General features: G+C 67.1%; 27 protein-coding genes and 2 tRNA genes. 15 read left to right on the plus strand and 14 right to left on the minus strand.

All coding sequences use genetic code 11. The annotated features are described in order from the left end of the window. Positions 1-21 precede the first annotated feature (21 nt). The 3 genes from parE to LGM56_RS25730 all read right to left on the minus strand — a co-directional run bounded on the left by parE (position 22) and on the right by LGM56_RS25730 (position 4,919). On the minus strand, positions 22-2,004 hold the full coding sequence (gene parE / locus LGM56_RS25720) for a DNA topoisomerase IV subunit B (RefSeq protein WP_089426056.1): 1,983 nt from the start codon (positions 2,002-2,004) through the stop codon (positions 22-24). Positions 2,005-2,246: 242 nt separating this feature from the next. After that, on the minus strand, positions 2,247-4,232 hold the full coding sequence (locus tag LGM56_RS25725; RefSeq protein ID WP_373452542.1) for an ATP-binding cassette domain-containing protein: 1,986 nt from the start codon (positions 4,230-4,232) through the stop codon (positions 2,247-2,249). Between the two features lie 282 nt (positions 4,233-4,514). Continuing rightward, entirely contained in the window at positions 4,515-4,919 is a 405-nt protein-coding gene (locus LGM56_RS25730) for a DUF4399 domain-containing protein (protein ID WP_089495394.1), read from the minus strand. 199 nt (positions 4,920-5,118) lie between these two features. On the opposite strand from LGM56_RS25730, the gene LGM56_RS25735 reads away from it, so the two are divergent. The 4 genes from LGM56_RS25735 to LGM56_RS25750 all read left to right on the plus strand — a co-directional run bounded on the left by LGM56_RS25735 (position 5,119) and on the right by LGM56_RS25750 (position 6,360). Continuing rightward, positions 5,119-5,301, plus strand: a complete 183-nt coding sequence (locus LGM56_RS25735; RefSeq protein WP_006478164.1) for a rubredoxin — start codon at positions 5,119-5,121, stop codon at positions 5,299-5,301. Between the two features lie 156 nt (positions 5,302-5,457). Continuing rightward, positions 5,458-5,532: transfer RNA gene (locus LGM56_RS25740), tRNA-Arg, on the plus strand. A gap of 206 nt (positions 5,533-5,738) precedes the next feature. Continuing rightward, a tRNA-Met gene (locus LGM56_RS25745) sits at positions 5,739-5,815 on the plus strand. Positions 5,816-6,027: 212 nt separating this feature from the next. After that, a complete protein-coding gene (locus tag LGM56_RS25750; protein WP_175237936.1) occupies positions 6,028-6,360 on the plus strand; it encodes a hypothetical protein in 333 nt (110 codons plus the stop codon). Positions 6,361-6,414: 54 nt separating this feature from the next. Here LGM56_RS25750 and LGM56_RS25755 read toward each other — a convergent pair whose 3' ends face one another. Continuing rightward, positions 6,415-7,155, minus strand: coding sequence for an SDR family NAD(P)-dependent oxidoreductase (locus tag LGM56_RS25755; protein ID WP_089495397.1), 741 nt, complete (start codon positions 7,153-7,155; stop codon positions 6,415-6,417). Positions 7,156-7,270: 115 nt separating this feature from the next. Between LGM56_RS25755 and LGM56_RS25760 the strand changes: the two genes are divergently transcribed. Further along, a complete protein-coding gene (locus tag LGM56_RS25760) occupies positions 7,271-7,885 on the plus strand; it encodes a TetR/AcrR family transcriptional regulator (protein ID WP_089495398.1) in 615 nt (204 codons plus the stop codon). 29 nt (positions 7,886-7,914) lie between these two features. Here LGM56_RS25760 and eco read toward each other — a convergent pair whose 3' ends face one another. Then, on the minus strand, positions 7,915-8,415 hold the full coding sequence (eco, locus tag LGM56_RS25765) for a serine protease inhibitor ecotin (RefSeq protein ID WP_089495399.1): 501 nt from the start codon (positions 8,413-8,415) through the stop codon (positions 7,915-7,917). Positions 8,416-8,559: 144 nt separating this feature from the next. Here eco and LGM56_RS25770 point away from each other — a divergent pair, with 144 nt between their 5' ends. Continuing rightward, a complete protein-coding gene (locus LGM56_RS25770) occupies positions 8,560-8,874 on the plus strand; it encodes a hypothetical protein (protein ID WP_039368492.1) in 315 nt (104 codons plus the stop codon). Positions 8,875-9,057: 183 nt separating this feature from the next. On the opposite strand, the gene LGM56_RS25775 is transcribed toward LGM56_RS25770, so the two are convergent. Next, positions 9,058-9,459 (minus strand): hypothetical protein, encoded by a 402-nt coding sequence (locus tag LGM56_RS25775; protein ID WP_179254831.1) that lies wholly within the window; start codon positions 9,457-9,459, stop codon positions 9,058-9,060. Positions 9,460-9,576: 117 nt separating this feature from the next. Between LGM56_RS25775 and LGM56_RS25780 the strand changes: the two genes are divergently transcribed. Together LGM56_RS25780 and LGM56_RS25785 are read left to right on the plus strand one after the other, a co-directional pair. Beyond that, entirely contained in the window at positions 9,577-9,957 is a 381-nt protein-coding gene (locus tag LGM56_RS25780) for a DUF5594 family protein (RefSeq protein WP_089495400.1), read from the plus strand. A 159-nt stretch (positions 9,958-10,116) separates the two neighbouring features. Next, the gene (locus LGM56_RS25785) at positions 10,117-11,484 is read left to right on the plus strand and encodes an MFS transporter (RefSeq protein WP_089495401.1); all 1,368 of its coding nucleotides are present in this window, start codon (positions 10,117-10,119) and stop codon (positions 11,482-11,484) included. A 30-nt stretch (positions 11,485-11,514) separates the two neighbouring features. Here the strand turns inward: LGM56_RS25785 and LGM56_RS25790 are convergent, their stop codons facing one another. The 3 genes from LGM56_RS25790 to LGM56_RS25800 all read right to left on the minus strand — a co-directional run bounded on the left by LGM56_RS25790 (position 11,515) and on the right by LGM56_RS25800 (position 13,870). Beyond that, the gene (locus LGM56_RS25790) at positions 11,515-12,108 is read right to left on the minus strand and encodes an AAA family ATPase (RefSeq protein ID WP_226207102.1); all 594 of its coding nucleotides are present in this window, start codon (positions 12,106-12,108) and stop codon (positions 11,515-11,517) included. Further along, positions 12,101-13,522 (minus strand): alpha,alpha-trehalose-phosphate synthase (UDP-forming), encoded by a 1,422-nt coding sequence (otsA, locus tag LGM56_RS25795; RefSeq protein WP_089495403.1) that lies wholly within the window; start codon positions 13,520-13,522, stop codon positions 12,101-12,103. Before otsA ends, LGM56_RS25790 begins: the two co-directional genes overlap by 8 nt. A gap of 138 nt (positions 13,523-13,660) precedes the next feature. Then, positions 13,661-13,870 (minus strand): hypothetical protein, encoded by a 210-nt coding sequence (locus LGM56_RS25800; protein ID WP_089495404.1) that lies wholly within the window; start codon positions 13,868-13,870, stop codon positions 13,661-13,663. A 288-nt stretch (positions 13,871-14,158) separates the two neighbouring features. Between LGM56_RS25800 and LGM56_RS25805 the strand changes: the two genes are divergently transcribed. Together LGM56_RS25805 and LGM56_RS25810 are read left to right on the plus strand one after the other, a co-directional pair. Then, positions 14,159-14,710 carry a hypothetical protein gene (locus LGM56_RS25805; RefSeq protein ID WP_089426068.1) on the plus strand — a complete coding sequence of 184 codons (552 nt, stop codon included), beginning with the start codon at positions 14,159-14,161 and terminating at the stop codon, positions 14,708-14,710. After that, complete coding sequence (locus LGM56_RS25810) at positions 14,707-15,201, plus strand: hypothetical protein (protein ID WP_089495406.1); 495 nt, start codon at positions 14,707-14,709, stop codon at positions 15,199-15,201. The genes LGM56_RS25805 and LGM56_RS25810 overlap by 4 nt, the downstream gene beginning before the upstream one ends. 67 nt (positions 15,202-15,268) lie before the next feature. Here the strand turns inward: LGM56_RS25810 and LGM56_RS25815 are convergent, their stop codons facing one another. Then, positions 15,269-16,606 (minus strand): AAA-associated domain-containing protein, encoded by a 1,338-nt coding sequence (locus LGM56_RS25815; protein ID WP_011352844.1) that lies wholly within the window; start codon positions 16,604-16,606, stop codon positions 15,269-15,271. Positions 16,607-16,628: 22 nt separating this feature from the next. Then, positions 16,629-18,386, minus strand: coding sequence for an ABC transporter permease (locus tag LGM56_RS25820; protein ID WP_089495407.1), 1,758 nt, complete (start codon positions 18,384-18,386; stop codon positions 16,629-16,631). Between the two features lie 506 nt (positions 18,387-18,892). On the opposite strand from LGM56_RS25820, the gene LGM56_RS25825 reads away from it, so the two are divergent. Beyond that, complete coding sequence (locus tag LGM56_RS25825) at positions 18,893-19,159, plus strand: hypothetical protein (protein WP_011545926.1); 267 nt, start codon at positions 18,893-18,895, stop codon at positions 19,157-19,159. 42 nt (positions 19,160-19,201) lie between these two features. On the opposite strand, the gene LGM56_RS25830 is transcribed toward LGM56_RS25825, so the two are convergent. Both LGM56_RS25830 and LGM56_RS25835 read right to left on the minus strand, forming a co-directional pair. Next, on the minus strand, positions 19,202-20,518 hold the full coding sequence (locus LGM56_RS25830) for an ATP-binding protein (RefSeq protein WP_089495408.1): 1,317 nt from the start codon (positions 20,516-20,518) through the stop codon (positions 19,202-19,204). Then, on the minus strand, positions 20,502-21,227 hold the full coding sequence (locus LGM56_RS25835) for a response regulator (protein WP_009693256.1): 726 nt from the start codon (positions 21,225-21,227) through the stop codon (positions 20,502-20,504). Before LGM56_RS25835 ends, LGM56_RS25830 begins: the two co-directional genes overlap by 17 nt. 224 nt (positions 21,228-21,451) lie before the next feature. Between LGM56_RS25835 and LGM56_RS25840 the strand changes: the two genes are divergently transcribed. After that, entirely contained in the window at positions 21,452-22,003 is a 552-nt protein-coding gene (locus LGM56_RS25840) for a periplasmic heavy metal sensor (protein ID WP_089426072.1), read from the plus strand. Between the two features lie 70 nt (positions 22,004-22,073). Here the strand turns inward: LGM56_RS25840 and LGM56_RS25845 are convergent, their stop codons facing one another. Next, a complete protein-coding gene (locus tag LGM56_RS25845) occupies positions 22,074-22,769 on the minus strand; it encodes a pirin family protein (RefSeq protein ID WP_226207103.1) in 696 nt (231 codons plus the stop codon). A gap of 369 nt (positions 22,770-23,138) precedes the next feature. On the opposite strand from LGM56_RS25845, the gene LGM56_RS25850 reads away from it, so the two are divergent. The 3 genes from LGM56_RS25850 (at position 23,139) to LGM56_RS25860 (ending at position 25,552) form a co-directional block, all read left to right on the plus strand. After that, entirely contained in the window at positions 23,139-23,921 is a 783-nt protein-coding gene (locus tag LGM56_RS25850; RefSeq protein WP_143329843.1) for an ABC transporter substrate-binding protein, read from the plus strand. A 231-nt stretch (positions 23,922-24,152) separates the two neighbouring features. Further along, positions 24,153-24,842, plus strand: coding sequence for an ABC transporter permease (locus LGM56_RS25855; RefSeq protein ID WP_021158491.1), 690 nt, complete (start codon positions 24,153-24,155; stop codon positions 24,840-24,842). After that, entirely contained in the window at positions 24,839-25,552 is a 714-nt protein-coding gene (locus LGM56_RS25860) for an ABC transporter permease (RefSeq protein WP_089495410.1), read from the plus strand. The genes LGM56_RS25855 and LGM56_RS25860 overlap by 4 nt, the downstream gene beginning before the upstream one ends. The last annotated feature ends 13 nt before the right edge of the window (positions 25,553-25,565 follow it).

A 25,565-nucleotide genomic window follows, 5' to 3' on the forward strand; every position in this document is an offset into this window, starting at 1 on the left:
CCGGCCGCGCAGGTGTTCGGCTTAGATGTCGGCTTCGACGTCGTTGCCCTTTTCCTCGAGCCAGCCGCGCCGCGCGGCTGCCTCGCCCTTGCCCATCAGCATCGTCATGCGTGCGACGGTCGCCTCGTAGTCGAGCTCGCCGAGCTTCACCGGCATCAGGCGGCGCGTGTCGGGGTTCATCGTCGTATCCCACAGCTGCTCGGCGCTCATTTCGCCGAGACCCTTGAAGCGGCTGATGCTCCATTGCGTCTCGCGCACGCCGTCCTTGCGCAGCTTGTCGAGGATCGCCTCGAGTTCGCCTTCGTCGAGTGCATAAAGCTTCTGCGCGGCCTTCTTGCCGCGCGCGGGTGCGTCGACGCGGAACAGCGGCGGGCGCGCGACGCACACATGGCCGCGCTCGATCAGTTGCGGGAAATGCTTGAAGAACAGCGTGAGCAGCAGCACCTGGATGTGCGAACCGTCGACGTCCGCGTCCGACAGGATGCAGATCTTGCCGTAGCGCAGGTTCGACAGGTCGACGCTTTCATCCGGGCTGTGCGGATCGACGCCGATCGCGACCGAGATGTCGTGCACCTCGTTGTTCGCGAACAGGCGGTCGCGCTCGGTTTCCCACGTGTTCAGCACCTTGCCGCGCAGCGGCAGGATCGCCTGGTATTCCTTGTCGCGGCCCATCTTCGCGGAGCCGCCTGCCGAGTCGCCCTCGACCAGGAACAGCTCGTTGCGCGCGATATCTTCCGTCTCGCAATCGGTCAGCTTGCCGGGCAGCACCGCGACGCCCGAGCTCTTGCGCTTCTCGACCTTCTGGCCCGCGCGCGTACGCGCCTGCGCCTGCTTGATCACGAGTTCGGCGAGCTTCTTGCCGTGCTCGACGTGCTGGTTCAGCCACAGCTCCAGCGCCGGACGCGAGAACGACGACACGAGCTTCACCGCGTCGCGGCTGTTCAGGCGTTCCTTGATCTGCCCCTGGAACTGCGGATCGAGCACCTTCGCGGACAGCACGAACGACACGCGCGCGAACACGTCTTCCGCGAGCAGCTTCACGCCCTTCGGCTGCAGGTTGTGCAGTTCGACGAAGCTTTTCACTGCCTGGTAGAGACCGTCGCGCAGGCCGGATTCGTGCGTGCCGCCGGCCGGCGTCGGGATCAGGTTCACGTACGACTCGCGCACGAGCGAGCCTTCCTCGCTCCATGCGACGACCCACGACGCGCCCTCGCCTTCGGCGAAGGTGTCGTCGCCCGAGCGCGAATCGGCAAAGCGCTCGCCTTCGAACAGCGGGATCAGCAGCTCGCTGCCGTTCATTTCGTCGAGCAGGTAGCCGCGCAGGCCGTCTTCATACTTCCACGTCTGGCGCTCGCCCGACTTCTCGTTGACGAGCACGACCTCGACGCCCGGCAGCAGCACGGCCTTCGAGCGCAGCAGGCGCTGCAGTTCGCCAAGCGGCAGGTTCGGCGAATCGAAATACTTCGGATTCGGCCACACCTGCACGCGCGTGCCGGATTTCTTCTCGCCGCGGCCCGCGCCCTGCGTCGCGAGCGGTTTCACCACGTCGCCTTCGGCGAAGCCGAGTTCCGCGATCTTGCCGTCGCGCCAGACCGTCACGTCGAGGCGCGTGGCCAGCGCGTTCGTCACCGACACGCCGACGCCGTGCAGGCCGCCCGAAAACGTGTAGGCGCCGCCCGCGGCCTTGTCGAACTTGCCGCCCGCGTGCAGGCGCGTGAATACGATCTCGACGACCGGCACGCCCTCTTCAGGGTGCATGCCGAACGGGATGCCGCGGCCGTCGTCCTCGACCGATACCGACTGGTCGGCGTGCAGCGTGACCGTGATCTGCTTGCCGTAGCCGCCAAGCGCCTCGTCGGACGCGTTGTCGATGACTTCCTGGATGATGTGCAGCGGATTCTCGGTACGGGTGTACATGCCGGGCCGCTGCTTGACCGGCTCGAGACCCTTGAGCACCTTGATCGATGCTTCGCTATAGGCCGCGCTGGGTTTCTTCGTTGACATAGGCGCTGAATTTCGTCATTCATCGGGACGTTGTCCACACCTCGTGTGGATAACGTCGTGGACAAAACGTTGAGTTCCGTAAAAAAGCGAATCGAAACAACGGTGTGCTTGGACTGCTCCGAAAGCGGGCGCGCGGCGTGCGCTGCGCTGCCCGGGACGCGCGGTATTTTACTGGTTCCGCGTGGCACGCCAATCGCGGAATCGCGCGCAGCGGCCCGCCGGCCGCGCGACGCGCCTGCGTTTTACGCGGGCTTGCGCTTCGCTTCGAGCGTTTCCCACCGTTCGAGCGCTTCGAGCAATTCGTCGTCGATCGCCGCGAATCGCTCGGTCAGGCGCGTGCCTTCCTGCGGATCCTTCGCGAAAATCGAGCCGTCCTCGAGCCGCGCATTGATCGTCTTTTGCTCCTCTTCCAGTGCCGCGATCTTCTCCGGCAGCGCATCAAGCTCACGCTGCTCGTTGAACGACAGCTTCACCGTGCGTTGCGTGTTGCGGCCCGCGGCGCTTTTCGCCGCCTCTTCCTTGACGGGCGCGGCTTCCTTGACCGCACGCTTCGCGGCTTCCTGCTGCGCGAGCTGATCCGCGCGCGCGCTCTGGATCTGCCAGTCGCTGAAACCGCCCACGTATTCGCGCCACTTGCCGTCGCCCTCGGCCGCGATCACCGACGTCACGACGTTGTCGAGGAACGCGCGATCGTGGCTGACGAGCAGCACCGTGCCGTCATAGTCGGCCAGCAGTTCCTCGAGCAGCTCGAGCGTCTGGATGTCGAGGTCGTTGGTCGGTTCGTCGAGCACCAGCACGTTGGCCGGACGCGCGAACAGGCGCGCGAGCAGCAGCCGGTTGCGCTCGCCGCCCGACAGCGACTTCACCGGCGAACGCGCGCGTTCCGGCGCGAACAGGAAATCGCCGAGATAGCTCATCACGTGCTTGCGCACGCCGCCGATCTCGACCCATTCGCTGCCGGGGCTGATCGTATCCGCCAGGCTCTTCTCCTGGTCGAGCTGCGCGCGCATCTGGTCGAAATAGGCGACCTGCAGGTTGGTGCCGATGCGCACCGTGCCTTCGTCGGGCTTCAGTTCGCCGAGAATCAGCTTGAGCAGCGTCGTCTTGCCGGCGCCGTTCGGGCCGATGAAGCCGATCTTGTCGCCGCGCATCACCGTCGTCGAGAAGCGATCGACGACCGCGCGGCCGCCGTAGCGCTTCGTCACGTCGGTCAGCTCCGCGACGATCTTGCCGGACTTCTCGCCCTGCGCGACATCCAGCTTCACGTTGCCCAGCGTGTTGCGGCGCTCCGCGCGCTCGTTGCGCATCTGCACGAGCCGCGCGATGCGGCCGACGCTGCGGGTGCGGCGCGCTTCGACGCCCTTGCGGATCCACACTTCTTCCTGCGCGAGCAGCTTGTCGAACTTCTCGTTTTCCACGCGCTCGATTTCGAGCTGCTGTGCCTTGCGCGTCTGGTACGCGGAGAAATTGCCCGGGTATGACAGCAGCCGGCCGCGGTCGAGATCGACGATGCGTGTCGCGACACGGTCGAGGAACGCGCGATCGTGCGTGATGAACAACAGGCCCGCGCGCTGCGCGACGAGCAGCTCTTCCAGCCAGCGGATGCCGTCGAAGTCGAGGTGGTTGGTCGGTTCGTCGAGCAGCAGCACGTCGGGCTGCAGCACCAGTGCGCGCGCCAGCGCGACGCGCTTCTGCATCCCGCCCGACAACGCATCGACGGGGGCATCGACGTCCGCCAGGCCGATCTGCGCGAGCGTCATCGACACGCGCGTGCGCCAGCTCCACGCGTCGTGCGCATCGAGCGACGACTGCAGCGCGTTCATCCGCGCGAGCAGCGCATCGTGCTCGGCGCCTTCGGGGATATCCGCGAGACGGTGCGCGATCGAATCGTATTCCTCGAGCAGTTCGCGTGTGTGCGCGAGCCCCGATGCGACTGCCTCGAACACCGTCGCGCCCGGCTCGAATTCGGGCTCCTGCGGCACGTAGACGGTCACGAGTTCCTGCTGGCGCGTGACCAGCCCGTCGTCGGGCTTCGCGAGCCCGGCGACGATCTTCAGCAGCGACGACTTGCCCGCGCCGTTGCGGCCGATCAGGCCGACGCGCTCGCCGGCTTCCAGCGAGAAATCCGCGTGATCGAGCAACGCGACGTGACCGAACGCGAGCTGCGCGCCGGAAATGGAATAGAGCGACATGGGGAGACGGCGAAGAGAGGAATCGGAAGCGCCCATTGTACCGGTCGCGGGCGGCGTTACCGGCATGGCCGGACGGATAAGGCCGGCAAACGGGTGGGGAGGCGGGTTGGAACGTGCTTTTGGCGGCCGGCAGGCGGGGCGTCGCTCGACGCGCATCGACACAATGCGCTTCGATGGCACGCCGGGTGCGCCCGGCTTCCGGTCGCGGACGCCGGGCATGCGTTCCGGGCAAAACGCCTGCGTCGACCGGACGCCTGCGGCCGGCCGATCGACCATTCCGCGCCGGACGCCTCGGGCGTCCGTACGCGGCACATGCGATTACTTCACGTTGACCGTGATCGTCGAGCTCAATTCGGGGCCGTACGAGCGGTGCATGCCGTCGCCGAACTGCAGCGTCAGCGTGTGCTGGCCGGGCGGCAACTTGATTTCGGTCTCGGTCTGCGCCTTGCCGAAGTGCAGCGAACGCTCGCTCGCGGGGATCACGTCGCCCTTCGGAATCGGCCGGCCGTCGATCAGCAGGTGATGATGGCCGGTATTCGGCGTCATGTCGCCGGCCGGTCGAAGCTCCATTCCTTCGAGCCCGAACTTCACATGCACCGGGTTCGACACCGTCGCTCCCTCGCTCGGCGCTTCGAAATACACGCGCGCCTCGGCCCGCGCCATCGTCGACACGGCCATCGCCGCCACGCATACCGCACCTGCGATCCACTTTCTGTTCAGCATCGCATTCTCCTTATGATTGGACAGCCTCGGAAGCATACACCGCACGCACGGCAGGCGTGTCTCGGTTGCGTTGTTCGCGATGCGTACGTTTAAAACGACGTTGTGGAGCCGTTCGACGAAATTCCGGTACCATTGCGCCTTTCGTCCGCCGGCCAAGCTGCGGACGGCATCACCGGATTTCCATTTTCCCGAGCGCTACATGAGCGAAGTAACCGAATACCAGAGCTGGGTCTGCCTGATTTGCGGGTGGGTCTACAACGAAGCGGAAGGGCTGCCCGACGAAGGCATTCCGGCTGGCACCCGTTTCGCCGACATTCCCGCCGATTGGCGCTGCCCGCTGTGCGACGTGGGCAAGGAAGATTTCGTCGTCGTCGATTTCTGATTCGCTGACGCGCTGATTTCCGATCGCGGGTGATGACGCGATCACGCGCGTCGGCATGCATTCCGCCCCGCCGACGCGCCGCGCGTTTGCTATACTCTGCGCGCTGTCCACACTGCCGTCCGGTTCGCGTTTTTCTGCGTTTCCCCGGACATGGCGCTCCCCGTAGTTCAATGGATAGAACAAGCGCCTCCTAAGCGCTAGATACAGGTTCGATTCCTGTCGGGGGGACCAGCCATCCTCATGGCCTCATCCACTTTCCCACGATCAAATACCGCAACGGCGGCGACGAAAAGCGCCTGACGTTGAAGCCGATCGGGAAGCACAAGCAATCAACGCACACGCCAAATCGAATCGTCGCGCTCGGCAAACCGAGGGTTCCGTTCGACTCGCGATCAAAGATCGTTGACTCTCCACATCAGCCCTAGTACACTTCGCGCCGCGGGGTGGAGCAGTCTGGCAGCTCGTCGGGCTCATAACCCGAAGGTCGTAGGTTCAAATCCTACCCCCGCAACCAATACCGAAGCCCGCTCTGCGAAAGCAAGCGGGCTTTTTGCTTTTTGCATGCACTGCCGCGTGCTCAAGGCCCGCCAGCATCACATACGGGTCGAGGAGCATTCAGCCGCCGACGTCCCCTGCGACACACGATCGCATCTCACCAGATCGCCACGGCCCTGCGCCCCATATTGCGTAGAATTCCGAACCTTCTTCAGCATCCGGACTCCCGCAATGATTCGAGCGATCGCGGCACTCGCCGCGCTTTCAGCGATGACCGGCACGGCAAACGCCGCCGACACCCTTACCGCACCCGCGAAGCCGCGCTACGTCAGCCCCGGCATCGCCAACATCACGAATGCCGCAGCCCCGCACGCGGAAAACCCCTCCCCCGACGCACGCTGCCGCGAACTGGCCGCCGGGATCGACGCCGTTACGCACGCCCCCGACCGCGGCCAGAAGGTCGTGCGCGGAATGGGCCCGGACGGCAAGCCGCGCAACGAGCTGCGCGCTTACGACAAGCGCGCCGATCTCGAAACCGAGCATCACCGGCTCGGCTGCCGATAACGAACGCAACGCCGCCCGGTCGAACAATCACGCCGGGCGTCGGCATTCACGCACTCACGCGTTCGCACCGCCATCGATCGTCAACCCGGTGCCATTGATCGACCGCCCTTCCGGCCCGACCACGAACGCGACGAGCGCCGCGACGTCGTCGGCCTTGCCGTACTGCGGGATCGCCATCCGCGAGCGCTGCGCATCGGCATGCTCACCGCCGGCCGGGTTCATGTCGGTATCCGTCGACCCCGGATGCACGATGTTGACCGTGATGCCGCGCGAACCGAGATCGCGCGCGAGCCCCTGCGTCCAGCCGATCAGCGCGGCCTTGCTCGCCGCATAGAGGCTCATCCCCGCATCGGGCACGCGCGTGGCGAGGCAACTGCCGGTCGACACGATGCGCCCGCCCTCCCCGAGATGCCGCGCCGCCGCCTGCGACGCGACGATCACCGCGCGCACGTTCACGTTCAGCGTCGCGTCGATATCGTCGAGCGTGAGGTCGTCCAGCGCGCCGGCCCGGAAAATCCCCGCGTTGTTGACGAGAATGTCGAGACCGCCGAACGCCTCCGCCGCACGATCGACCGCGTCGCGCACGGCCACCGGATCGGCGCCGTCGGCCTGGATCGCAACGGCGCGGCGGCCCAGCGCCTCGATGCCGGCGACGACGGCCTGCGCCCGCTCCGCCGATTTCTCATAGGTGATCGCGACGTCCGCGCCCTCGGCCGCCAGCCGTTTCGCGATCGCCGCCCCGATGCCGCGGCTGCCGCCCGTGATGAGTGCACGCTTGCCCTGAAGTCGGTTCATGTCGGTTCCTTTCCTCATTTATGTAACGACCGACACAGAATGTGGCAAGTTGCGCGACACAGTCAATTGATTTAATTTATCGATCGATACAGAAATCGATGAAGGAACGGACGCAATGGCTGAACGGGGCCGACCGAGAAGCTTCGACAAGGAAGCGGCGCTGGATCGCGCGATGGAGGTGTTCTGGCGCCTCGGCTACGAAGGCGCGTCGATGGCCGACCTGACGGCCGCGATGGGCATCGCGTCGCCGAGCCTGTATGCGGCGTTCGGCAGCAAGGAAGCGTTGTTCCGGCTGGCGCTCGAGCATTACAGCGCAACGGAGGGACGGGAAATCTGGGGGGGCGTCGAACAGGCCGGCAGCGCGCACGACGCCGTACGGAACTACCTGATGGATACCGCACGCGTGTTCACGCGGCGCTCGAAGCCGGCCGGCTGCCTGATCGTGCTGTCGGCACTGCATCCGGCCGAACGTTCCGATACGGTCCGGCAAACGCTGATCGCGATGCGCGAACGCACGGTCGAGAACCTGCGCGAACGTCTCAGGCAAGGGGTCGAGACCGGCGAGATCGCCGCACAAGCGAACCTCGATGCAATCGCGCGGTACTACGTGACGGTCCAGCAGGGGATGTCGATCCAGGCGCGCGACGGTGCGAACCGTCGCGATCTGGAGGCCGTCGCGCAAGCCGCGCTGGCCGCATGGCCAGCGCTCGTCGGTAGAGGCGACGCGTAGAGGCAGGACGCCGCGGCCGCGCCGTAACGTTACTGCTTTGCCGCGTGTTGCACGTCCTTCGACGCATGCCACACGCGATAGCGCACCTCGAAGCCGTCCGGCACATAGACGACGAGCGGCAGGCGGCTGTTGTAGCGCAGCAGCTGGCCGTCACCGCGCACCTGCACGAACCGTTGCTGCGGCGCCTGGCCCGGGCATGCCATCAGCGTCGAGGCCGGCCCCTTCACGTCGGTGAGCTGGTAGTACGTATAGCCCCAGCCCTTCACGTCCTCGGCGGTCAGCTCGCCGCCGAACCACTGCTGGTTGCAGTCGGTCTGCAGCGTCTTGCCGATCATCAGCTCGACGCGCGCATCGCCTTCGTTCTCGAGCGCGGGCAGCGCGATCACGACGCGCTGCTGGCCGGACGCTGCCTGCGGAAACATCTTGATCGACTCGGCCGTCACGGCGGGCGCCGAAGCGGGCCCCGCCACACAGGCGGCGGCTGTCGTCACGCAGAAGGCGGCCAGTGCGGCCCGGATCGCGAATTTCATCGATGTACTCCTGAAAAACAAAATGAGCCCCGGATGCTAACACTTCCGTCACACGACCTTACGCGGCTGTAATTTGACGACACAATTGCAAACAGCTGGCAATCCCCTTGCGCGGTACTTATACGGGAACCAACGGAGAACATCATGCTGAAGCTCATTGCTGCCGCCGGCGTCGCCACACTGCTGGCCGGCTGCGTCGTCGCCCCGGACGCCGGATACGGCTATGGCTACGGGCAGCCCTACTATTCCGATCCCGGCTACGCGTACGCCCCGTCGCCCGTGTACGGCACGGTCAATATCTGGGGCGGTGGCGGCGGACGCGACTGGGATCGCGGCCGGCGCGACTACCATCGCTGGGACGGCGATCGCGGCAACCGCGGCAACGGCTGGGGGCGCGGCGGCGGACACCGCGGTGGCGACTGGAACGATGGCGGCGGAGGCGGCGGCCATCGCCACTGACGCGCATTTGCAACCGTTTGTATCCGCGTGCCGCGCGCCACGATGGCCGACGCGTCACGCAGACCAACGGACGGCCGCGCAAAAGACGAAGGCCCTCGCACGAAGCGAGGGCCTTTTTGTCGTTCGGTGCGGTGAAGCGAACGGCGCCACCGCCGCCTGCTCACGCTTCGCGCGTCAGCCTGCTCACCAGCCGGCCGGCTGCGCGTAGCCACCCGAGACGGGCGCGCCGCACACATACGCGCGCTGGTAGCGGTCGTAGCAATAGTTCGGGCCGTCGTCCTGGTACTGCGCCTGCTGGTAGGTCGGATACGCAGGCTGCTGGTACGCGGGCGCCTGGTAGTACGTCGGCGGCTGATAGGCCGGCGCCTGGTACGCGGGCGCCTGATACGCGACGGGCGGATTCATCGCGGACGTCACGATCGCGCCGAGCACCGCGCCGCCGATCAACGCGCCGATGACGGCGCCACCGTCGCGGCCATGCGCGGACGCCGGGCCTGCCACGGCAAGCGAACCGGCGAGGACACACACTGCGGCAATTTTTTTCATGATGGACTCCCACGCGAAGTGGTACGGGATGCGATGCATTGTGGCGGCTTGCGGCCGTAATAGATGCAGCAAGTGGTAACGCGCGATTACCGGTATCACGCCCATCGAAATGCGCCGTCGCCGTGCTACGATTTTCGGCATACAGGAGACGCCGTCATGCAGCCGGAAACCGCCCGCCGTTTCGATACCGAATTCGCCCCGCGCATCGCACAGGCGATCGCCGCCTTCTTCGCCGAACACGTGTTGACCAACGTCGTCCCGTATGGCGGCCACGGGCACCCGACGCGCGTGCAGATCCGCAGCGCGCCGCACGAGCACGTCAGCGGCTTCGACCATCCGCTGAACCTCGAACTGACCTGGGACACCGACGAAATCGAGCGGCTGATGGAGCCGGACGGCCCGCAACGCTTCGAGCACTACCTCGCCGCGCTGCCGAAAAAGCTGGGGGCATGGCAGAGCGCGCGCGACATCGATCTCCTGTCGCGCACGCAGGCCGACCCGCTCGTGCGGCTCGGCGGCCTCGACTTCGAAGGCTGAGCGCCGGCGTCGCGCGATGCGGCCCGGTGATACACTCGACCGGCCCCGCTCCGGTGCCGTTGCGCCGGCCGGGCCGCTCATCGCCGCCTCCACCCTTGCGCATGGTTGCGCACGCAACCGGCAACCGGGCGCGCGGACAACCACGCCTCTGCTCCCGCCATGAACGCCGATACCGGCCTGCCGCTTCCGCAACGCTACTGGGCGATCGTCTGCGTCGCACTGGGCATCACGCTCGCCGTGCTCGACGGCGCCATCGCGAACGTCGCGCTGCCGACGATCGCGCGCGACCTGCACGCATCCGACGCCGCCTCGATCTGGATCGTCAACGCGTACCAGCTCGCGGTCACGATCACGCTGCTGCCGCTCGCGTCGCTCGGCGAGCGCATCGGCTATCGCCGCATCTACATCGCAGGGCTCGCGCTGTTCACCGCGGCGTCGCTCGGCTGCGCGCTCGCCGGCTCGTTGCCGATGCTGGCCGTGATGCGCGTGATCCAGGGCTTCGGCGCGGCCGGCATCATGAGCGTCAACGCCGCGCTCGTGCGGATGATCTACCCGTCGTCGATGCTCGGGCGCGGGCTGTCGATCAACGCGATGGTGGTGGCGCTGTCGTCGGCGATCGGGCCGACGGTCGCATCCGCGATCCTGTCGTTCGCATCGTGGCCATGGCTGTTCGCGGTCAACGTGCCGATCGGCATCGCCGCGGTATTCGGCAGCCTGCGCGCGCTGCCGGCCAACCCGCTGCACGATGCGCCGTACGATTTCGCGAGCGCGCTGATGAACGCGTGCGTGTTCGGGCTGCTGATCACGGCCGTGGACGGGCTCGGCCATGGCGAAAGCCATGCGTACGTCGCGGCCGAGCTGGCCGTCGCGTTCGTCGTCGGCTACTTCTTCGTGAAGCGCCAGCTGTCGCAGCCGGCGCCGCTGCTGCCGGTCGACCTGATGCGCATCCCGATGTTCGCGCTGTCGGTCTATACGTCGACGGCGTCGTTCACGTCGCAGATGCTCGCGTTCGTCGCGCTGCCGTTCTGGCTGCAGAATTCGCTCGGCTTCTCGCAGGTCGAGACGGGCCTGTACATGACGCCGTGGCCGCTCGTGATCGTATTCGCCGCGCCGCTCGCGGGCGTGCTGTCGGATCGCTATTCAGCCGGCATTCTCGGAGGGATCGGGCTCGCGCTGTTCGCGGCCGGGCTCTTGTCGCTCGCGACGATCGGCGCGCACCCGGGCACCGTCGACATCGTGTGGCGGATGGCGCTGTGCGGTGCGGGCTTCGGGTTGTTCCAGTCGCCGAACAACCGCGCGATGCTGTCGTCGGCGCCGCGCGAACGCAGCGGTGGCGCGGGCGGCATGCTGAGCACCGCGCGGCTGACCGGGCAGACGCTCGGCGCCGCGCTCGTCGCGTTGATTTTCGGGCTCGTGCCGGACCGCGGGCCGACGATCGCGCTCTATGTCGCCGCGGCATTCGCGGCGGTGGCCGCGGTCGTCAGCATGCTGCGCATCACGTCGCCGCGGCCGGACACGGCGACCTGACACATCGCTCACCGTCCTCGGTCCCGCCCGTCATGCCGCGTCGAGCGCGTCCGTCACGAAGCGCACGCGCGCCTGCACGCTGTCGCGCGGCAGTTCGATCAGCCGGTAGCCATATGACGTGTAGCACTCGACCATCGCGTCGTAGGTGCGCACGGCTTCCGCGAAATCCTGCCGGCGCTCGGTGTCCTGCGCATAGATGTCCGGCCACGGCGGCGCGATGAACACGTGCCGGTGGTAGCGGAAACGGCGGGCCGCGGCTTCCGCATGCGCGGGCACCGCGAGCCCTGTCAGCCGTAGATAGCCGACCACGTCCGGCACGCCTCGATCGAAGAACACGGGCCCGCGCACGTGGCGCGCGAGATCGTACGAGCGCATCTCCCAGCTCAGCATCAGCTCGGCGAACGCCGCCGGGTCACGCCACGGCAACGCGTGGCCGTCGATCGCCATCTGGTCGCGGATCACGCCGCGACCGGCTTCCTGCGAGCGCGCGAAACCGGCGCGTTCGAGCGCGTCGAGCAATGTGCTCTTGCCCGAGCCCGGGCCACCGGTGACGATAAAGAAGCGGCGGGCGGCTTCCTCGCCCGCATCGGCGGCGGCGCCGGGCGCCTGCACGACCTCACGCATGCGCAACCCGCCGGCCCGCGCGCCGCGTGACCGACGCGGCCGCCGCGACGCTGCGCAAGTCGGCAACGAACGTATCGCGCCAGACCGACAGGTCGTTCGCGCGCAGCCGCGCGAGGTTCTCCTCGTGGCGCGCCTGCCGCTCCGCGAGCGGCATCGACAGCGCGCGCTCGAGCGCCTCCGCCATCTGCGACAGGTCGTACGGATTGACGAGGAGCGCGCCGGTCAACTCGGCTGCCGCGCCCGCGAACTCCGACAGCACGAGCACGCCCGGATCGGCCGGATCCTGCGACGCGACGTACTCCTTCGCGACAAGATTCATCCCGTCACGCAGCGGCGTCACGTAGCCCACCTGCGACATCCGGAAGAACGCCATCAGCAGGTTGCGCTCGTACTTGCGGTTCAGGTACTGGATCGGCGTCCAGTCGAGCTGCGAGAAGCGGCCGTTGATGCGGCCGGCCTCGCCCTCGAGCGTTTCGCGGATGTCCTGATAGGTCTTCACGTCGGAACGCGTCGGCGGTGCGATCTGCAGGAGCGACACACGCCCCTGCCAGCCTGGCGCGTTCGCGAGCATCCGCTCGAACGACTGGAAGCGCTCGACGAGCCCCTTCGAATAATCGAGGCGGTCGACGCTCATCACCAGCTTACGACCATCGAGCGCCTCGCGCAGCATCTTCACCGGCTTGCGCGTGCCGTACTGGACGGCCGCCTGCGCGATCGCGTCGGGATGCACGCCGATCGGATAGGCGGCGACCTTCACGACGCGGCCATGCGCGTGCAGCATCCCGTCGTCGCTTGCCGCGCCGATCCCGCGCCGCTCGATGTAGTCGGTCAACGCCTGCTTGTCGGCCTCGGTCTGGAAACCCGCGACGTCGTACGCGCACATGAACTTCACGAGTTCCTCGTGCGGCGGCACGAGCCGCAGCATGTCGGGCGACGGAAACGGAATGTGCAGGAAGAAGCCGATCGGGTTCTTCACGCCGAGCTCGCGCAGGTAATGCGCGAACGGCAACAGGTGATAGTCGTGCACCCAGATCAGGTCGTCGGGGCGCAACAAGGCGGCGAGCTGCTTCGCGAGCATCGCGTTCACGCGCAGATAGCCCGCGTACTCCTGGCGGTCGAAGCGCGCGAGATCGCCGCGGTAATGGAACACAGGCCACAGCGTCGCGTTCGAGAAACCGCGGTAGTACTGGTCGTAGTCGCGCCGGGTCAGCCCGACCGTCGCGTAGGTGACGTTGCCGTCCCGCTGAATTGCGGGCGCGGTGTCGGGTGCGTCGACGATCTCGCCGTTCCAGCCGAACCAGACGCCGCCCGTTTCCTTCAGCGCGTCCATCACGCCGACCGCCAGGCCACCCGCGCTCGGGCGCGTGTCCTCGCCGGCGGCGACACGGTTCGATACCACGATCAATCTGCTCATGCGACTTCCCCTCCTCGATTCGATTGGCTGGCGCGCGGCGCGCGCCAAAGCGGACACGGCGGCCCGAAGGCGGCCGTGCGGCGACTCAGTTCCGAGAATTGCAATGAAATACGGTGGTGGAATGCGGCTACGACGGAATCACGCGTCCTGCTCCTGACCGAGGTCACGTTGATAGTCGAGCCCTTCCGGGCGGGCGCCGCCCTGGTTGTGATCGCCGTCCGACGGCGTGTCGTCGGGCGCGCCCGGCGGCGGCGCCGATGGCGCGTCGGTCCGCGGACGCGGGCGGTCTTCCGGACGCACGGCCGCCCCGTCAGGCGGCCGAGGTGATAGCCGTTTCGAACGGCGCATAGCTGGGTGTCTCATATGCGGCGCGGCCCGAGGCCGTCGTAGAAACATTCCATAGCACAACAGTCTAGGTCGCCTGATCGCATCCGAAGGTAACAATTACCTTCAATTTGTAACGTTTCGACCCCTCCGCAAGCATCTATCCGACAATAACGCCGCTCGCGCGCACGCGGCCCGCCGCACGGCGATTTGTCAAAGCTTTGCAGTTTTCCTATGACAATTGCGAAACAATGATGCGGCATCAGGGCGTGCACGCGTCGCCGCTCACCCAGACAGGACTTGCACTCAGGGATGAACATTCGTTTCGAATCGCCGCGCCGGGCCACGCCGGCGCGCGTCGTGCTGGCCGTGATCGCCACGGCCGCACTGCTGTCCGGCTGCAACTCGCTGTACAGCGAAGGCGCGACTGCCGGCGCCGGTATCGCGGGCGCCGCGATCGCCTCCAAGGTCACCAACAACGCCGCCGTTGCGACGGGCATCGGCCTCGGCGCCGTCGCCGGGGCGCGGGCGGGCGTCCAGTACTCGCAGCGGGTCGCACACCGTTACACCCAGGAACAGATCGCGAAGGCGGCGGGCCCGCTCGACGTGGGCGGCGTCGCGCCGTGGTCGACGCACCACTCGTTCCCGATCGAGGACGACGAGCAGGGTCGCGTGACGGTCAGCCGGATGATCAGCATCGGCCCGCTCGACTGCAAGGAAATCGTGTTCGCGGTCGATACGCCCGCGAAACCCGACAAAGCCGCGCAATCGGCCTTCTACGTCGCCACGATCTGCCGCGACGGCCCCGTGTGGAAATGGGCATCGGCCGAGCCGGCGACCGAACGCTGGGGTGCATTGCAATGAGCGTTGCGCTCCGTATCGCGGCCATCGGCGCGCTGTGCGCGGCAACGGCCACGCTGTCGGGCTGCGGGTCGGTCGGCGCGGCGAGCGGTGCACTCGCCGGCGCGGCGACGGGCCTCGTCACCGCGAACCCGGCGGTCGGCGTCGGCGTCGGAATTGCCGTGCAGGCCGCGACCGACGAAGCCGTCAACCGCACGATGAAGCAGCTCCATCAGAACCAGCAGGACGCGATCGCGAAGACGGCCGGCAGCCTGGCCGTCGGCGAAGTGAAGCCGTGGAAGGTGAAGAACACGCTGCCGCTCGAAAACGGCGAAGGCGAAGTGCGCGTCACGCGCGCGTACGCGTCGGCGCTCGCGATCTGCAAGGAATTCGCGTTCTCGGTGAAGGACGGCGACAAGGCCGACTGGTATTTCGCGAATGCCTGCCAGCAAGGCACGCACTGGAAGTGGGCGTCGGCGGAACCGGCGGTCGACCGGTGGGGGAATCTGCAGTAAGCGTGCGATACGCCGCGCATGACGCGCGGCGCACACGCATGCCGGGCCACGCGGCCCGGCACGTCGATCAGGACTCGACGTCCTCGAGACTAAAAATCTCGGTCTGGTCGTTGTACGAGAAGATCTCGCCGTAACGGCCCCAGTCGATCACCGCGTCGAGCGTCTCCTCGGCGGCGCCGTCCGACAGGAAATCCTCCAGCTCCTGCTCGAAGCGCACCCGCGGCGCACGATGGCCCGGACGCTCGTTCAGCACTTTCTTGATCCGCGCGGCGAGCGGCACGTGCTTCAGCAGGTGATCCGCGAACATCAGCTTGCGCTCCTGCGTGCCGAATTCCGCGAACACGCGCCCCGGCGGCGTCAGGAACACGTCCCCTTCCCGCACGTCGGCAAAGCCGAGGTACTGCAGCACTTCGGCGATCGGGAACAGGTCGTCGACTTCCAGATGCAGCGTGCGCGCGATTTCCGGCATGTCCGCGCGGCCATGGTAAGGCGCCATCGCGAGCGTTTCGATCAGGCCGGCCATCAGGTTGGTCGACACCTGCGGCAGCCAGCTGCCGAGTTCGAGCCCCTTCTTCGTCGCCTCGCCGGTCTGGCGGGCCGTCATCTTCGCGTAGATGTCGTCGACGAGCTTGCGGAACGCCGGGTCGAGCCGGTTGCGCGGATGCTTGAACGGCACCTTGATCTCGGCGATCACGCGGCCCGGGTTCGACGACAGCACGAGGATCCGGTCGCACATGAACACCGCTTCCTCGATGTTGTGCGTGACGATCAGCACCGACTTGATCGGCATGCGGCCCTGGGTCCACAGATCGAGCAGGTCGGTACGCAGCGTCTCGGCCGTCAGCACGTCGAGCGCGGAGAACGGCTCGTCCATCAGCAGGATCGTCGGATCAACGACGAGCGCGCGCGCAAAGCCCACGCGCTGGCGCATGCCGCCCGACAGCTCGCGCGGGTATGCGTTCTCGAAGCCGTCGAGACCGATCAGGTCGATCGCGGCCAGCGCACGCTCGCGCCGCTCGCGCGCGCCGACGCCGAGCGCCTCGAGGCCGGCTTCCACGTTCTGCAGCACCGTGAGCCACGGGAACAGCGCGAAGGTCTGGAACACCATCGCAACGCCTTCGGCCGGGCCGCGCAGCGGCTGGCCGAGATAGGTCACCTCGCCGCCGGTCGGCTCGATCAGCCCGGCGATGATGCGCAGCAGCGTCGACTTGCCCGAGCCGGAACGGCCGAGCAGCCCGACGATCTCGCCTTCGCGCAGCGACAGGTTCGCATCGTCGAGCACGAGCAGTTCGCCCTGCGTCTTGTTGAAGCCGCGACAGACGTGATCGACACGCAGGATTTCCTCGCCGAGGCGCGGCGGCTGGTTCGTCTGGACGGGGGCGTTTACAGCATTCGGATTGTGCATCGCGTTTCGCTCTCAATCGGTCTCAGTCGAGCCGCAGCTTCGCTTCGGCGAAGGCATACAGCGGGCGCCACAGCAGGCGGTTGAACAGGGTAACGAACAGGGACATCACGGCGATGCCCAGGATGATCTTCGGAAAATCGCCGGCGGCGGTGGTCTGCGCGATATAGGCACCGAGGCCGTGCGCCTCGATCTTGGTATTGCCCCACTGCACGGCTTCCGACACGATGCTCGCGTTCCACGCGCCGCCCGATGCGGTGATCGCGCCGGTCACGTAGTACGGGAAGATGCCGGGCAGGATCGCCTGCCGCCACCACTGCCAGCCACGGATGCGGAAGTTCGTCGCGGCTTCGCGATAGTCGTTCGGGTAGGACGTCGCGCCGGCAATCACGTTGAACAGGATATACCACTGCGTGCCGAGCACGATCAGCGGTGACAGCCAGATATCGGCGTTCAGGTGGAAGCGCGCGATCACGATCACGAACACCGGGAACAACAGGTTGGCCGGAAACGCGGCGAGGAACTGCGCGAGCGGCTGCAGCTTCTCGGCCAGCTTCGGGCGCAGCCCGACCCACACGCCGATCGGCACCCAGATCACTGACGCGATGGAGATCAGCACGACCACGCGCAGCAGCGTGATGAGCCCCAGCACCAGCACGTGGCCGACCTCGGCCATCGTCACGCCGGTCGACACGAAGCTGATGACGCGCCACACGATATAGCCCGTGCCGAGCAGCACGAGGGTCGCCCACGCGATGTCGACCGTGCGTGACGCCTTCTTCTCGACTTTCGGCAGCGAGAAGCGCATCGCCCCCGACAGCGGCAGCCGCAGCGGAATCCGCGCGGCCTTCGCGAAGAACCAGCCGGCCGGCACGAGCAGCTGATGAATCAGGCGCGTGCGGCGCACGAGGTCGAGCAGCCACGATTGCGGCGCATCGCCCGACGCGGTGTTTTCCATCCGGAACTTGTCGGCCCACGCGATCAGCGGGCGGAACAGCAGTTGGTCGTACGCGACGATCACGACCGTCATCGTGAGGATCACCCAGCCGATCGCACCGAGGTTCTTGTCCGAGATCGCCTGCGCGAGATACGCGCCGACGCCCGGCAGCGTGATGGTCTGGTTGCCGACGGTGATGGCCTCCGACGCGACGACGAAGAACCAGCCGCCCGACATCGACATCATCATGTTCCAGATCAGGCCCGGCATCGAGAACGGCACTTCGAGCTTCCAGAAGCGCTGCCACGACGTCAGGTGGAAACCCCGCGACACTTCGTCCAGGTCGCGCGGCACCGTACGCAGCGACTGGTAAAAGCTGAACGTCATGTTCCACGCCTGGCTCGTGAAGATCGCGAAGATCGCCGCAAGCTCGGCGCCGAGCACGCGGCTCGGGAACAGCGCGAGGAAGAACGTGACGGTGAACGAGATGAAGCCGAGCACCGGCACCGACTGCAGGATGTCGAGGATCGGGATCAGCACCATGCCGGCACGCCGGCTTTTCGCGGCGAGCGTGCCATAGATCAGCGTGAACGCAAGCGACGCGATCATCGCGGCAAGCATCCGCAGCGTGGTGCGCAACGCGTATTCGGGCAGGTTCGACGGGTCGAGCGAGATCTTCTGCGTCTGCAGGGTGCCGATCGGCGCCATCGTTTCGTGGAAACCGACGACCGCCATCGCGATCAGGCAGATGATCAGCGGAAACGCGATGAAATCCCACCGGTTCGGCAGGACGCGCCACGCGGACGCGTTGGCGGTCCGGTTCGGATTGAAGAATCCGACGTCCATCAGGCGCCCTCCCCGGTAAGGCCGAACGAAGCCGGCAGTCGATGTTGATTCATGGCAAAGCGCACGGGTGCGGTAATTCGATTGACTGACGATCGCGCGCGAGCGCGGTGCGCCGTGCGTGCGCTGCCGCGCTCCGGACGAGCCGGCCCGCGACGGCACGACACTACACCAACCTGTATTTCAGGTACAACCGTCCGGGAACGGCGCAGGCGGCGCACGGATCGTGCCTGGCGCGCGGGCGGATGCCGGGTGCGCGAGTCGAGCAGCCCCGGCCGCAGTCTTTCGGCCGGCATGCAGGCCCGAATTATGCCGTGATCCGGCCCGCCCGGGAACCCGCCAGCCGCACGTGCGCGCAAACCATGTCGGGCGTCACCAGCCGGATACGACTATGCGGGTATGATCAGGGCTGGCCCTCGGGGTCTGTTGCGGATGGTTCGACGGCAACGCATACGCGTGCCCGATGTCAACAGGCGCTGGGGATCGACCGACGAGCGGGAGGAAAGGGAATGGCAGGAAACTTGGTGATCGTCTGCCGCGATCAGGATGCCGACGCGTTCTACGAACTGATGCAGGAGTACGGGTCGTTCCAGACGCGGCTGTCGTCGACGGCGTGGTACCTGAACATGAACGTCGTGCCTGAATCGCTGCAGGAGGAAATCCTGGAGCGCCTCGGCCGGTACACGACCGTCTACATCTTCGAGGCCACCACCGTGACCTACAACACCATCGACAGCAACGCGGCCGAGACGCTCGGCACGCTGTTCGGCGAATGATGGCACGCGGCGCCAGCCCGGACGGGCTGGCGCCGCAGCGGCTCAGGCGGCCTGTGCGTGGGGTTCGTCCTTCGGCACGACCTCGAACGGGAACGTCATCGCGACACGCAGGCCGCCTTCGGGGCGGTTGCCGATGTCGCACGTCCCGCCCAGCCTGAGTACGAGCCGCTCGACGATCGCGAGCCCGAGCCCGCTGTGGCCGTTGCCGCCGCGCGCCGGGTCGAGCCGCACGAACGGCCGCGTGGCCGCCGCGAGGTCGCGCGGCGCGATCCCGCCGCCGCTGTCGCTCACCGACAACACGTAGCCGGCCGGCGTGCGCGCCGTCTCGACGAGCACGGGCGGCGCACCATACGCATGCGCGTTGTCCAGGAGGTTCGACAGGATGCGGTCGAGCGTCGCCGTCGGCAGCCGGAAGCCCGGATCGGCGTCGAGCCGGGTCTGGACCGTCGGCGCGTTCGGCGCGACCGCGCGATAGCTGCGCGCGATCCGCTCGCACGCCTGGTCGACCGGCACCGGCTCGCTGCGATCGGACCCGCCGTGCGCGAACACCAGGAATTGATCGACGATGTGCGACATCGAATCGACGTCGCGCACGACGCCGTCACGCAACCGGGCGTCGTCCATCATTTCAGCCCGCAGCCGCATCCGCGCGAGCGGCGTGCGCAGGTCGTGCGCCACGCCCGCGAGCATCACCGCGCGGTCACTCTCGGCCTGCGACACCTGTTCCACCATCTGGTTGAAGCCATGCGTGAGCTGGCGCAGCTCGCGCGGGCCGCGCTCACGCAGCGGCGGCACCGGCTGGCCGCGGCCGAAGCGCGCGACCGCGCGTGCCAGCGAACGCAGCGGCTGCTGCAGTTGCCAGGCCGCGAACAGCGCGGCGATCACGCCGGCCGAGAAGATCGTGCCGAGCCACAACAGCATCCGGTCGAGCGAGCGCGGCGGCCGCAGCGGCTGAACCGGCACCACGATCCAGTTGCGGTCGGTCGGCTCCTTCACCCACAGCACCGGCGGATGGCCGGGCGCGCCGATCTCGACGCGCGTGCCGGGCGGCATCCGCTCGCTCACGTCGTCGCGGAACCGCTTGAGCGGCGCCGGCAGGCTCGACGGGTCGCCATTCGGCACGTCGGCGCTGTCCGGCGTCACGAGCCGCACACGGGACGGCAACGGCTGGTCGGGCGTGCGTTCGACGTGCTGGCGCACCGCGTCGACCAGGAACGCGGCCTCTTCGACCGCGTAACGCGTCTGCATCTGGCTGCGCTCGAGCCGCATCGCGAAGAACCACGCGAAATGCGACAGAAGCAGGACACCGACGACGAGCAGCGCCAGCCGCCCGAACAGTGAATCAATGGGTTTGCGCATGGGCCTCGCCGTCGGGCACGAACACGTAGCCGCGCCCGCGCACCGTCTGGATGAAGCGCGGCGTCGACGGATCCGTTTCGAGGATGCGGCGCAGGCGCCACACCTGGACGTCGATGCCGCGGTCGGTGCCGTCGTACTCGGGCCCGTGCAGCAGCTCGAGCAGCCGCTCGCGCGTGAGCGTGCGCAGCGCATGGTTCACGAAGATCTTCAGCAGCGCGAATTCACTGCTCGACAGCGTGGCCGGCTTGCCATCGACCGACAGCGTGCGCGCCTGGAAGTCGAGCACGAAGCGGCCGAACGCGAACGGCTCACGCTGTTCGGGCGCCGCGGCCGACGGCGTCGCGCGGCGGCGGCGCAGCACGGCCTGCACGCGCGCGAGCAGCTCGCGCGGGTTGAACGGCTTGCCGAGGTAGTCGTCCGCGCCGAGCTCGAGCCCGACGATGCGGTCGACGTCGTCCGCACGCGCGGTCAGCATGATCACGGGGATGTCGTCGCCGGCCGCGCGCAGCTGACGCAGCGCGGTCAGGCCGTCGACGCCCGGCATCATCAGGTCCAGCACGATCAGGTCGGGCCGCTCGCGCTCGAGGCGCTTCTCGAGCGTCGCCGCGTCGTGCAGCACGGACACTTCCATCCCCTGGCGCACGAGGTAGTCGCGCAGCAGGTCTCGGAGTTCTTGGTCGTCGTCGACGATGAGGATCTGGGTAGTCATGGCTCGAAGTTTACCGCGCGAGGGCGGAGTCGAAGAACGAAACAAAGGGACGAAAGGGTTACTGCGGGTTACCGCGCAAGGGAACTGTAATGCGCGGTAACCCGGCCACCGCCCCACGTAACACCGGCCGCAGCCTGCATCGCTAACCTGCGTCTTACCGGATGCGGCACCCGGTTTTCCCGGACCCGCATCGCCGGACCCTTTGGATACAAGGAGTTTCTGAAATGTATAAGAAGACTTCCCGCGTGGCCATCGCGGCCGCCACCGTGCTCGCTCTCGCATTCGGCACCGCGCATGCCGCGCAGCCCAACGACATGCCGCCTCCGGGCGGCCCCGGCATGCACCAGATGCACGGCGGGCACGAAGGCGGCCCGTTCGGCGCGATCATGAAACTGCATGACCAACTGAAGCTCAATGCGTCGCAGGAACAGCAATGGCAGGCGGCCGTCAACACGATGAAGCAGAACCGTGACGCGATGCGCAAGAGCCACGAGCAGATGCGCGACCAGTTCAAGGCGCAGCAGAACCAGCCGATCCTCGACCTGAGCGCGATGCACTCGGCACGCCAGCAGGCCGAGGCGCAGAACGCGCAACTGCGCGAGCAGACGTCCGCCGCGTGGCTCACGTTCTACAACGGGCTGAACGACCAGCAGAAGACGATGGTCAGCACGGCGCTCAAGCAGCAGTTCGCGAAGATGGAACAGCGCCACGAGAAGATGAAGGAGCGCTGGGAGCAGCATCGCGCGGCCAAGGCCGCGTCGGCGCCGGCGCAGTAAGCCGGCGGGCCGCTCCGCGAAGCGGCATCGAAGGGGACGCGGGCACCGGCCCGCGTCCCCTTTTTGCATATCAGGCGACGTCGAACAGCAGCACCTCGGCCGCTTGGCCGCGCGCGAACGCCACCGCGTCCACGGCACCGATCCGCGCGCCGTCGCCCGCGGACAGCGCGTAGCCGTTCACCTCGACGTCGCCACGCACCACGTGCACGTACGCGCGGCGCCCGGCCGGCACGTCGAACGCCGCCGCCTCGTCGCCGTCGATCAGCCCCGCGAAGATGCGGGCGTCCGCCCCGAGCGGCAGCGCACCGTCGCCACCGTCCGGTGCCGCGACGAGCCTCAGCCGGCCGCGTTTCTCGTCATCGGCAAAGCGCGTCTGCACGTAGCCGGGCCGGCCGCCTGCCCCGGCCGGCGCGAGCCAGATCCGCAGCAGGCGCAGCGGCTCGTCACGCGACGCGTTGGTTTCGCTCAGCATGACGCCGGTGCCGGCGCTCATGCGCTGCACGCCGCCCGCACGGACGATCGCCCCGTTGCCGAGGCTGTCGCGATGCGCGAGCGCGCCGTCGAGCACGTAGGTGACGATTTCCGCGTCGCGGTACGGCCGCATCCCGTAGCCGCGGGTCGGCGCGATGCATTCCTCGTTCAGTTCGCGCAACGCGCCGAACGCCGGCGGCCCGCTCCGGCCGGACGCCCCAGGAAAGCTGTGAAGGAATTCGTGCCAGCCATGGCTGCGCTGATCGCGATCGGCGGCGCGGCGGATCTGGAACATGGAACGGACACTCCGTGGGATGCAGGGTTCTGCCATCCCATCACTGTATGAGTGTGCCAATCGCGCCACAATCCGCCGCCTGCGCACCGCATCGTTGCACCTGCGGATGCAATCGATGCAATGCCCATTGAGAATGCGTCGATTATCGCAACAGCCGGATCAATGCATCGAAGAATCGATCGGTCGGCCCGGATTGCCGGTTTCCGCGTATCGCGTTCGGGTAAAATACCGGCCTTTTGGCGTTCGCCGTTCCGGCGGCCGCCATTGCCAGCGCGCCGATCGGCGATTTTTGGCCGTCTAGAATACGCCGCGGCGCCCGGTCCAACCGGCCGCGAGCGCTCCTGGAAAGTCAGCAACAGAAGGATGGAAATGAAGAAGGCCGCCCTGTGCGCCGCCCTCGCCCTCATGGCGGGCAGCGCCTTCGCGAAGGAGTGGAAGACCGTGCGGATCGGCGTCGACGCCAGCTACCCGCCGTTCGAGTCGACCGCGCCAAGCGGCGAGATCGTCGGTTTCGACGTCGATCTCACCAAGGAAATCTGCAAGCGAATCAACGTGAAATGCGTGTGGGTGGCGCAGGATCTCGACGGGATCATCCCGGCGCTGAAGGCGAAGAAGTACGACGTCATCGTGTCGTCGCTGACCGTCACGGACAAGCGCCGCGAACAGATCGACTTCTCCGACAAGGTCTATGACGCGCCGGCGCGGATGATCGCGAAGACCGGCTCGCCGCTGCTGCCGACGGTGGCGTCGCTGAAGGGCAAGCGCGTGGGCGTCGAGCAGGGCTCGACGCAGGAAACCTACGCGAAGGCGTACTGGGAGCCGCAGGGCGTGACGATCATTCCTTACCAGAACCAGGACCAGGTCTATGCCGATCTCGGCTCGGGCCGTCTCGACGCGACGCTGCAGGATGAACTGCAGGCCGACTACGGCTTCCTGCGCACGCCGCGCGGCAAGGGCTTCGCGTTTGCCGGGCCGGAAGTGAAGGATCCGAAGACGATCGGCGACGGCACCGCGATCGGCCTGCGCAAGGAAGATACGGACCTGAAGCTCAAGATCAACCAGGCGCTGGCCGACATGCACAAGGACGGCACGTACGACCGGCTGTCGCACAAGTATTTCGCGTTCAGCGTCTATTCGGCTTCGGCCCGCTGAGCAACGAAAAGAAGAGACGACGGATGCGGGGGCGGCCCCGCACCCGGGCAGTACAGGCAGTCAACCACGCGCCGCCCGCCCCCTGCCCGCCGCTCGCGCGACGGGCGGGCCCGGCACCGATGCCGGGGCGGACGGTCACGATACGCACGGGGCGTTCCGCGCAGCTTGGGCGGAACGCGTCTTTCGCGGCGCACCGCGTGCGCCCTAAGGGACCACACCAGGGACCACTCAATGTTTCTACAAGGTTACGGCCCGCTGATCCTCGCAGGCACCTGGCAAACCGTCAAACTGGCGGTGCTTTCGCTTGCGCTGTCGTTCCTGCTGGGCCTGCTCGGCGCGGGCGCGAAGCTGTCGCGCAACCGCTTCACGAACGGCGTCGGCACCGTCTACACGACGCTGATCCGCGGCGTGCCCGACCTCGTGCTGATGCTGCTGCTGTTCTACAGCCTGCAGATCTGGCTGAACATGGCGACCGACGCGCTCGGCTGGGACCAGATCGACATCGATCCATTCCTCGCCGGCGTGCTCGTGCTCGGCTTCATCTACGGCGCGTACTTCACCGAGACGTTCCGCGGCGCGTTCCTGTCGGTGCCGCGCGGCCAGCTCGAGGCCGGCAGCGCGTACGGGATGACGAACTGGCAGGTGTTCACGCGAATCATGTTCCCGCAGATGATGCGCTTCGCACTGCCCGGCATCGGCAACAACTGGCAGGTGCTCGTGAAGTCGACCGCGCTCGTGTCGATCATCGGCCTGGCCGACGTCGTGAAGGCGTCGCAGGACGCCGGCAAGGGCACGCTGCGGTTCTTCTTCTTCACGCTGATCGCGGGTGCCGTCTACCTCGCGATCACGACGATCTCGAACTTCGTGCTGATGTGGCTCGAAAAGCGCTACTCGACCGGCGTCCGCAAGGCTGACCTATGATCGAACTCATCCAAGAATACTGGCGCAACTATCTCTACACCGACGGCTATCGCATCACCGGTGTCGCGATCACGTTGTGGCTGCTGGTCGTGTCGATCGGCCTCGGCTTCTGCCTGTCGATACCGCTCGCGGTCGCGCGCGTGTCGAAGAAGAAGTGGCTGTCGGGCGCCGTGTGGCTCTACACGTACGTGTTCCGCGGCACGCCGCTCTACGTGCAGCTGCTGCTCTGCTACACGGGCCTCTACAGCCTGCAGGCCGTGCGCGGCACGCCGATGCTCGACGCGTTCTTCCGCGACGGGATGCACTGCACGCTGCTCGCGTTCACGCTGAACACCTGCGCGTACACCACCGAGATCTTCGCGGGCGCGATCAAGGCGACCTCGTACGGCGAGATCGAAGCCGCGCGTGCGTACGGGATGTCGCCGTTCACGATGTACCGCCGCGTGATCCTGCCGTCGGCGCTGCGCCGCGCGCTGCCGCTGTACAGCAACGAAGTGATCCTGATGCTGCACGCGACCACCGTCGCGTTCACCGCGACCGTGCCGGACATCCTGAAGATCGCCCGCGACGTCAACTCGGCGACCTACATGTCGTTCCATGCGTTCGGCATCGCCGCCCTGCTCTATCTCGCGATCTCGTTCACGCTCGTGTGGCTGTTCCGCCAGGCCGAGCGTCGCTGGCTCGCGTATCTGCGCCCGCAAGGCAAGTAAGTTTTCGCAGGAC

It is taken from the genome of Burkholderia sp. AU38729 (assembly GCF_020419725.1).
GTDB lineage: Bacteria > Pseudomonadota > Gammaproteobacteria > Burkholderiales > Burkholderiaceae > Burkholderia.

Excerpts from the sequence above, each read along its gene's own strand:
- parE (WP_089426056.1), bottom strand. The coding sequence starts at position 2,004 with ATGTCAACGAAGAAACCCAGCGCGGCCTATAGCGAAGCATCGATCAAG.
- LGM56_RS25725 (WP_373452542.1), bottom strand. The coding sequence starts at position 4,232 with ATGGGCGCTTCCGATTCCTCTCTTCGCCGTCTCCCCATGTCGCTCTAT.
- LGM56_RS25730 (WP_089495394.1), bottom strand. The coding sequence starts at position 4,919 with ATGCTGAACAGAAAGTGGATCGCAGGTGCGGTATGCGTGGCGGCGATG.
- LGM56_RS25735 (WP_006478164.1), top strand. The coding sequence starts at position 5,119 with ATGAGCGAAGTAACCGAATACCAGAGCTGGGTCTGCCTGATTTGCGGG.
- LGM56_RS25750 (WP_175237936.1), top strand. The coding sequence starts at position 6,028 with ATGATTCGAGCGATCGCGGCACTCGCCGCGCTTTCAGCGATGACCGGC.
- LGM56_RS25755 (WP_089495397.1), bottom strand. The coding sequence starts at position 7,155 with ATGAACCGACTTCAGGGCAAGCGTGCACTCATCACGGGCGGCAGCCGC.
- LGM56_RS25760 (WP_089495398.1), top strand. The coding sequence starts at position 7,271 with ATGGCTGAACGGGGCCGACCGAGAAGCTTCGACAAGGAAGCGGCGCTG.
- eco (WP_089495399.1), bottom strand. The coding sequence starts at position 8,415 with ATGAAATTCGCGATCCGGGCCGCACTGGCCGCCTTCTGCGTGACGACA.
- LGM56_RS25770 (WP_039368492.1), top strand. The coding sequence starts at position 8,560 with ATGCTGAAGCTCATTGCTGCCGCCGGCGTCGCCACACTGCTGGCCGGC.
- LGM56_RS25775 (WP_179254831.1), bottom strand. The coding sequence starts at position 9,459 with ATGCATCGCATCCCGTACCACTTCGCGTGGGAGTCCATCATGAAAAAA.
- LGM56_RS25780 (WP_089495400.1), top strand. The coding sequence starts at position 9,577 with ATGCAGCCGGAAACCGCCCGCCGTTTCGATACCGAATTCGCCCCGCGC.
- LGM56_RS25785 (WP_089495401.1), top strand. The coding sequence starts at position 10,117 with ATGAACGCCGATACCGGCCTGCCGCTTCCGCAACGCTACTGGGCGATC.
- LGM56_RS25790 (WP_226207102.1), bottom strand. The coding sequence starts at position 12,108 with ATGCGTGAGGTCGTGCAGGCGCCCGGCGCCGCCGCCGATGCGGGCGAG.
- otsA (WP_089495403.1), bottom strand. The coding sequence starts at position 13,522 with ATGAGCAGATTGATCGTGGTATCGAACCGTGTCGCCGCCGGCGAGGAC.
- LGM56_RS25800 (WP_089495404.1), bottom strand. The coding sequence starts at position 13,870 with ATGCGCCGTTCGAAACGGCTATCACCTCGGCCGCCTGACGGGGCGGCC.
- LGM56_RS25805 (WP_089426068.1), top strand. The coding sequence starts at position 14,159 with ATGAACATTCGTTTCGAATCGCCGCGCCGGGCCACGCCGGCGCGCGTC.
- LGM56_RS25810 (WP_089495406.1), top strand. The coding sequence starts at position 14,707 with ATGAGCGTTGCGCTCCGTATCGCGGCCATCGGCGCGCTGTGCGCGGCA.
- LGM56_RS25815 (WP_011352844.1), bottom strand. The coding sequence starts at position 16,606 with ATGCACAATCCGAATGCTGTAAACGCCCCCGTCCAGACGAACCAGCCG.
- LGM56_RS25820 (WP_089495407.1), bottom strand. The coding sequence starts at position 18,386 with ATGGACGTCGGATTCTTCAATCCGAACCGGACCGCCAACGCGTCCGCG.
- LGM56_RS25825 (WP_011545926.1), top strand. The coding sequence starts at position 18,893 with ATGGCAGGAAACTTGGTGATCGTCTGCCGCGATCAGGATGCCGACGCG.
- LGM56_RS25830 (WP_089495408.1), bottom strand. The coding sequence starts at position 20,518 with ATGCGCAAACCCATTGATTCACTGTTCGGGCGGCTGGCGCTGCTCGTC.
- LGM56_RS25835 (WP_009693256.1), bottom strand. The coding sequence starts at position 21,227 with ATGACTACCCAGATCCTCATCGTCGACGACGACCAAGAACTCCGAGAC.
- LGM56_RS25840 (WP_089426072.1), top strand. The coding sequence starts at position 21,452 with ATGTATAAGAAGACTTCCCGCGTGGCCATCGCGGCCGCCACCGTGCTC.
- LGM56_RS25845 (WP_226207103.1), bottom strand. The coding sequence starts at position 22,769 with ATGTTCCAGATCCGCCGCGCCGCCGATCGCGATCAGCGCAGCCATGGC.
- LGM56_RS25850 (WP_143329843.1), top strand. The coding sequence starts at position 23,139 with ATGAAGAAGGCCGCCCTGTGCGCCGCCCTCGCCCTCATGGCGGGCAGC.
- LGM56_RS25855 (WP_021158491.1), top strand. The coding sequence starts at position 24,153 with ATGTTTCTACAAGGTTACGGCCCGCTGATCCTCGCAGGCACCTGGCAA.
- LGM56_RS25860 (WP_089495410.1), top strand. The coding sequence starts at position 24,839 with ATGATCGAACTCATCCAAGAATACTGGCGCAACTATCTCTACACCGAC.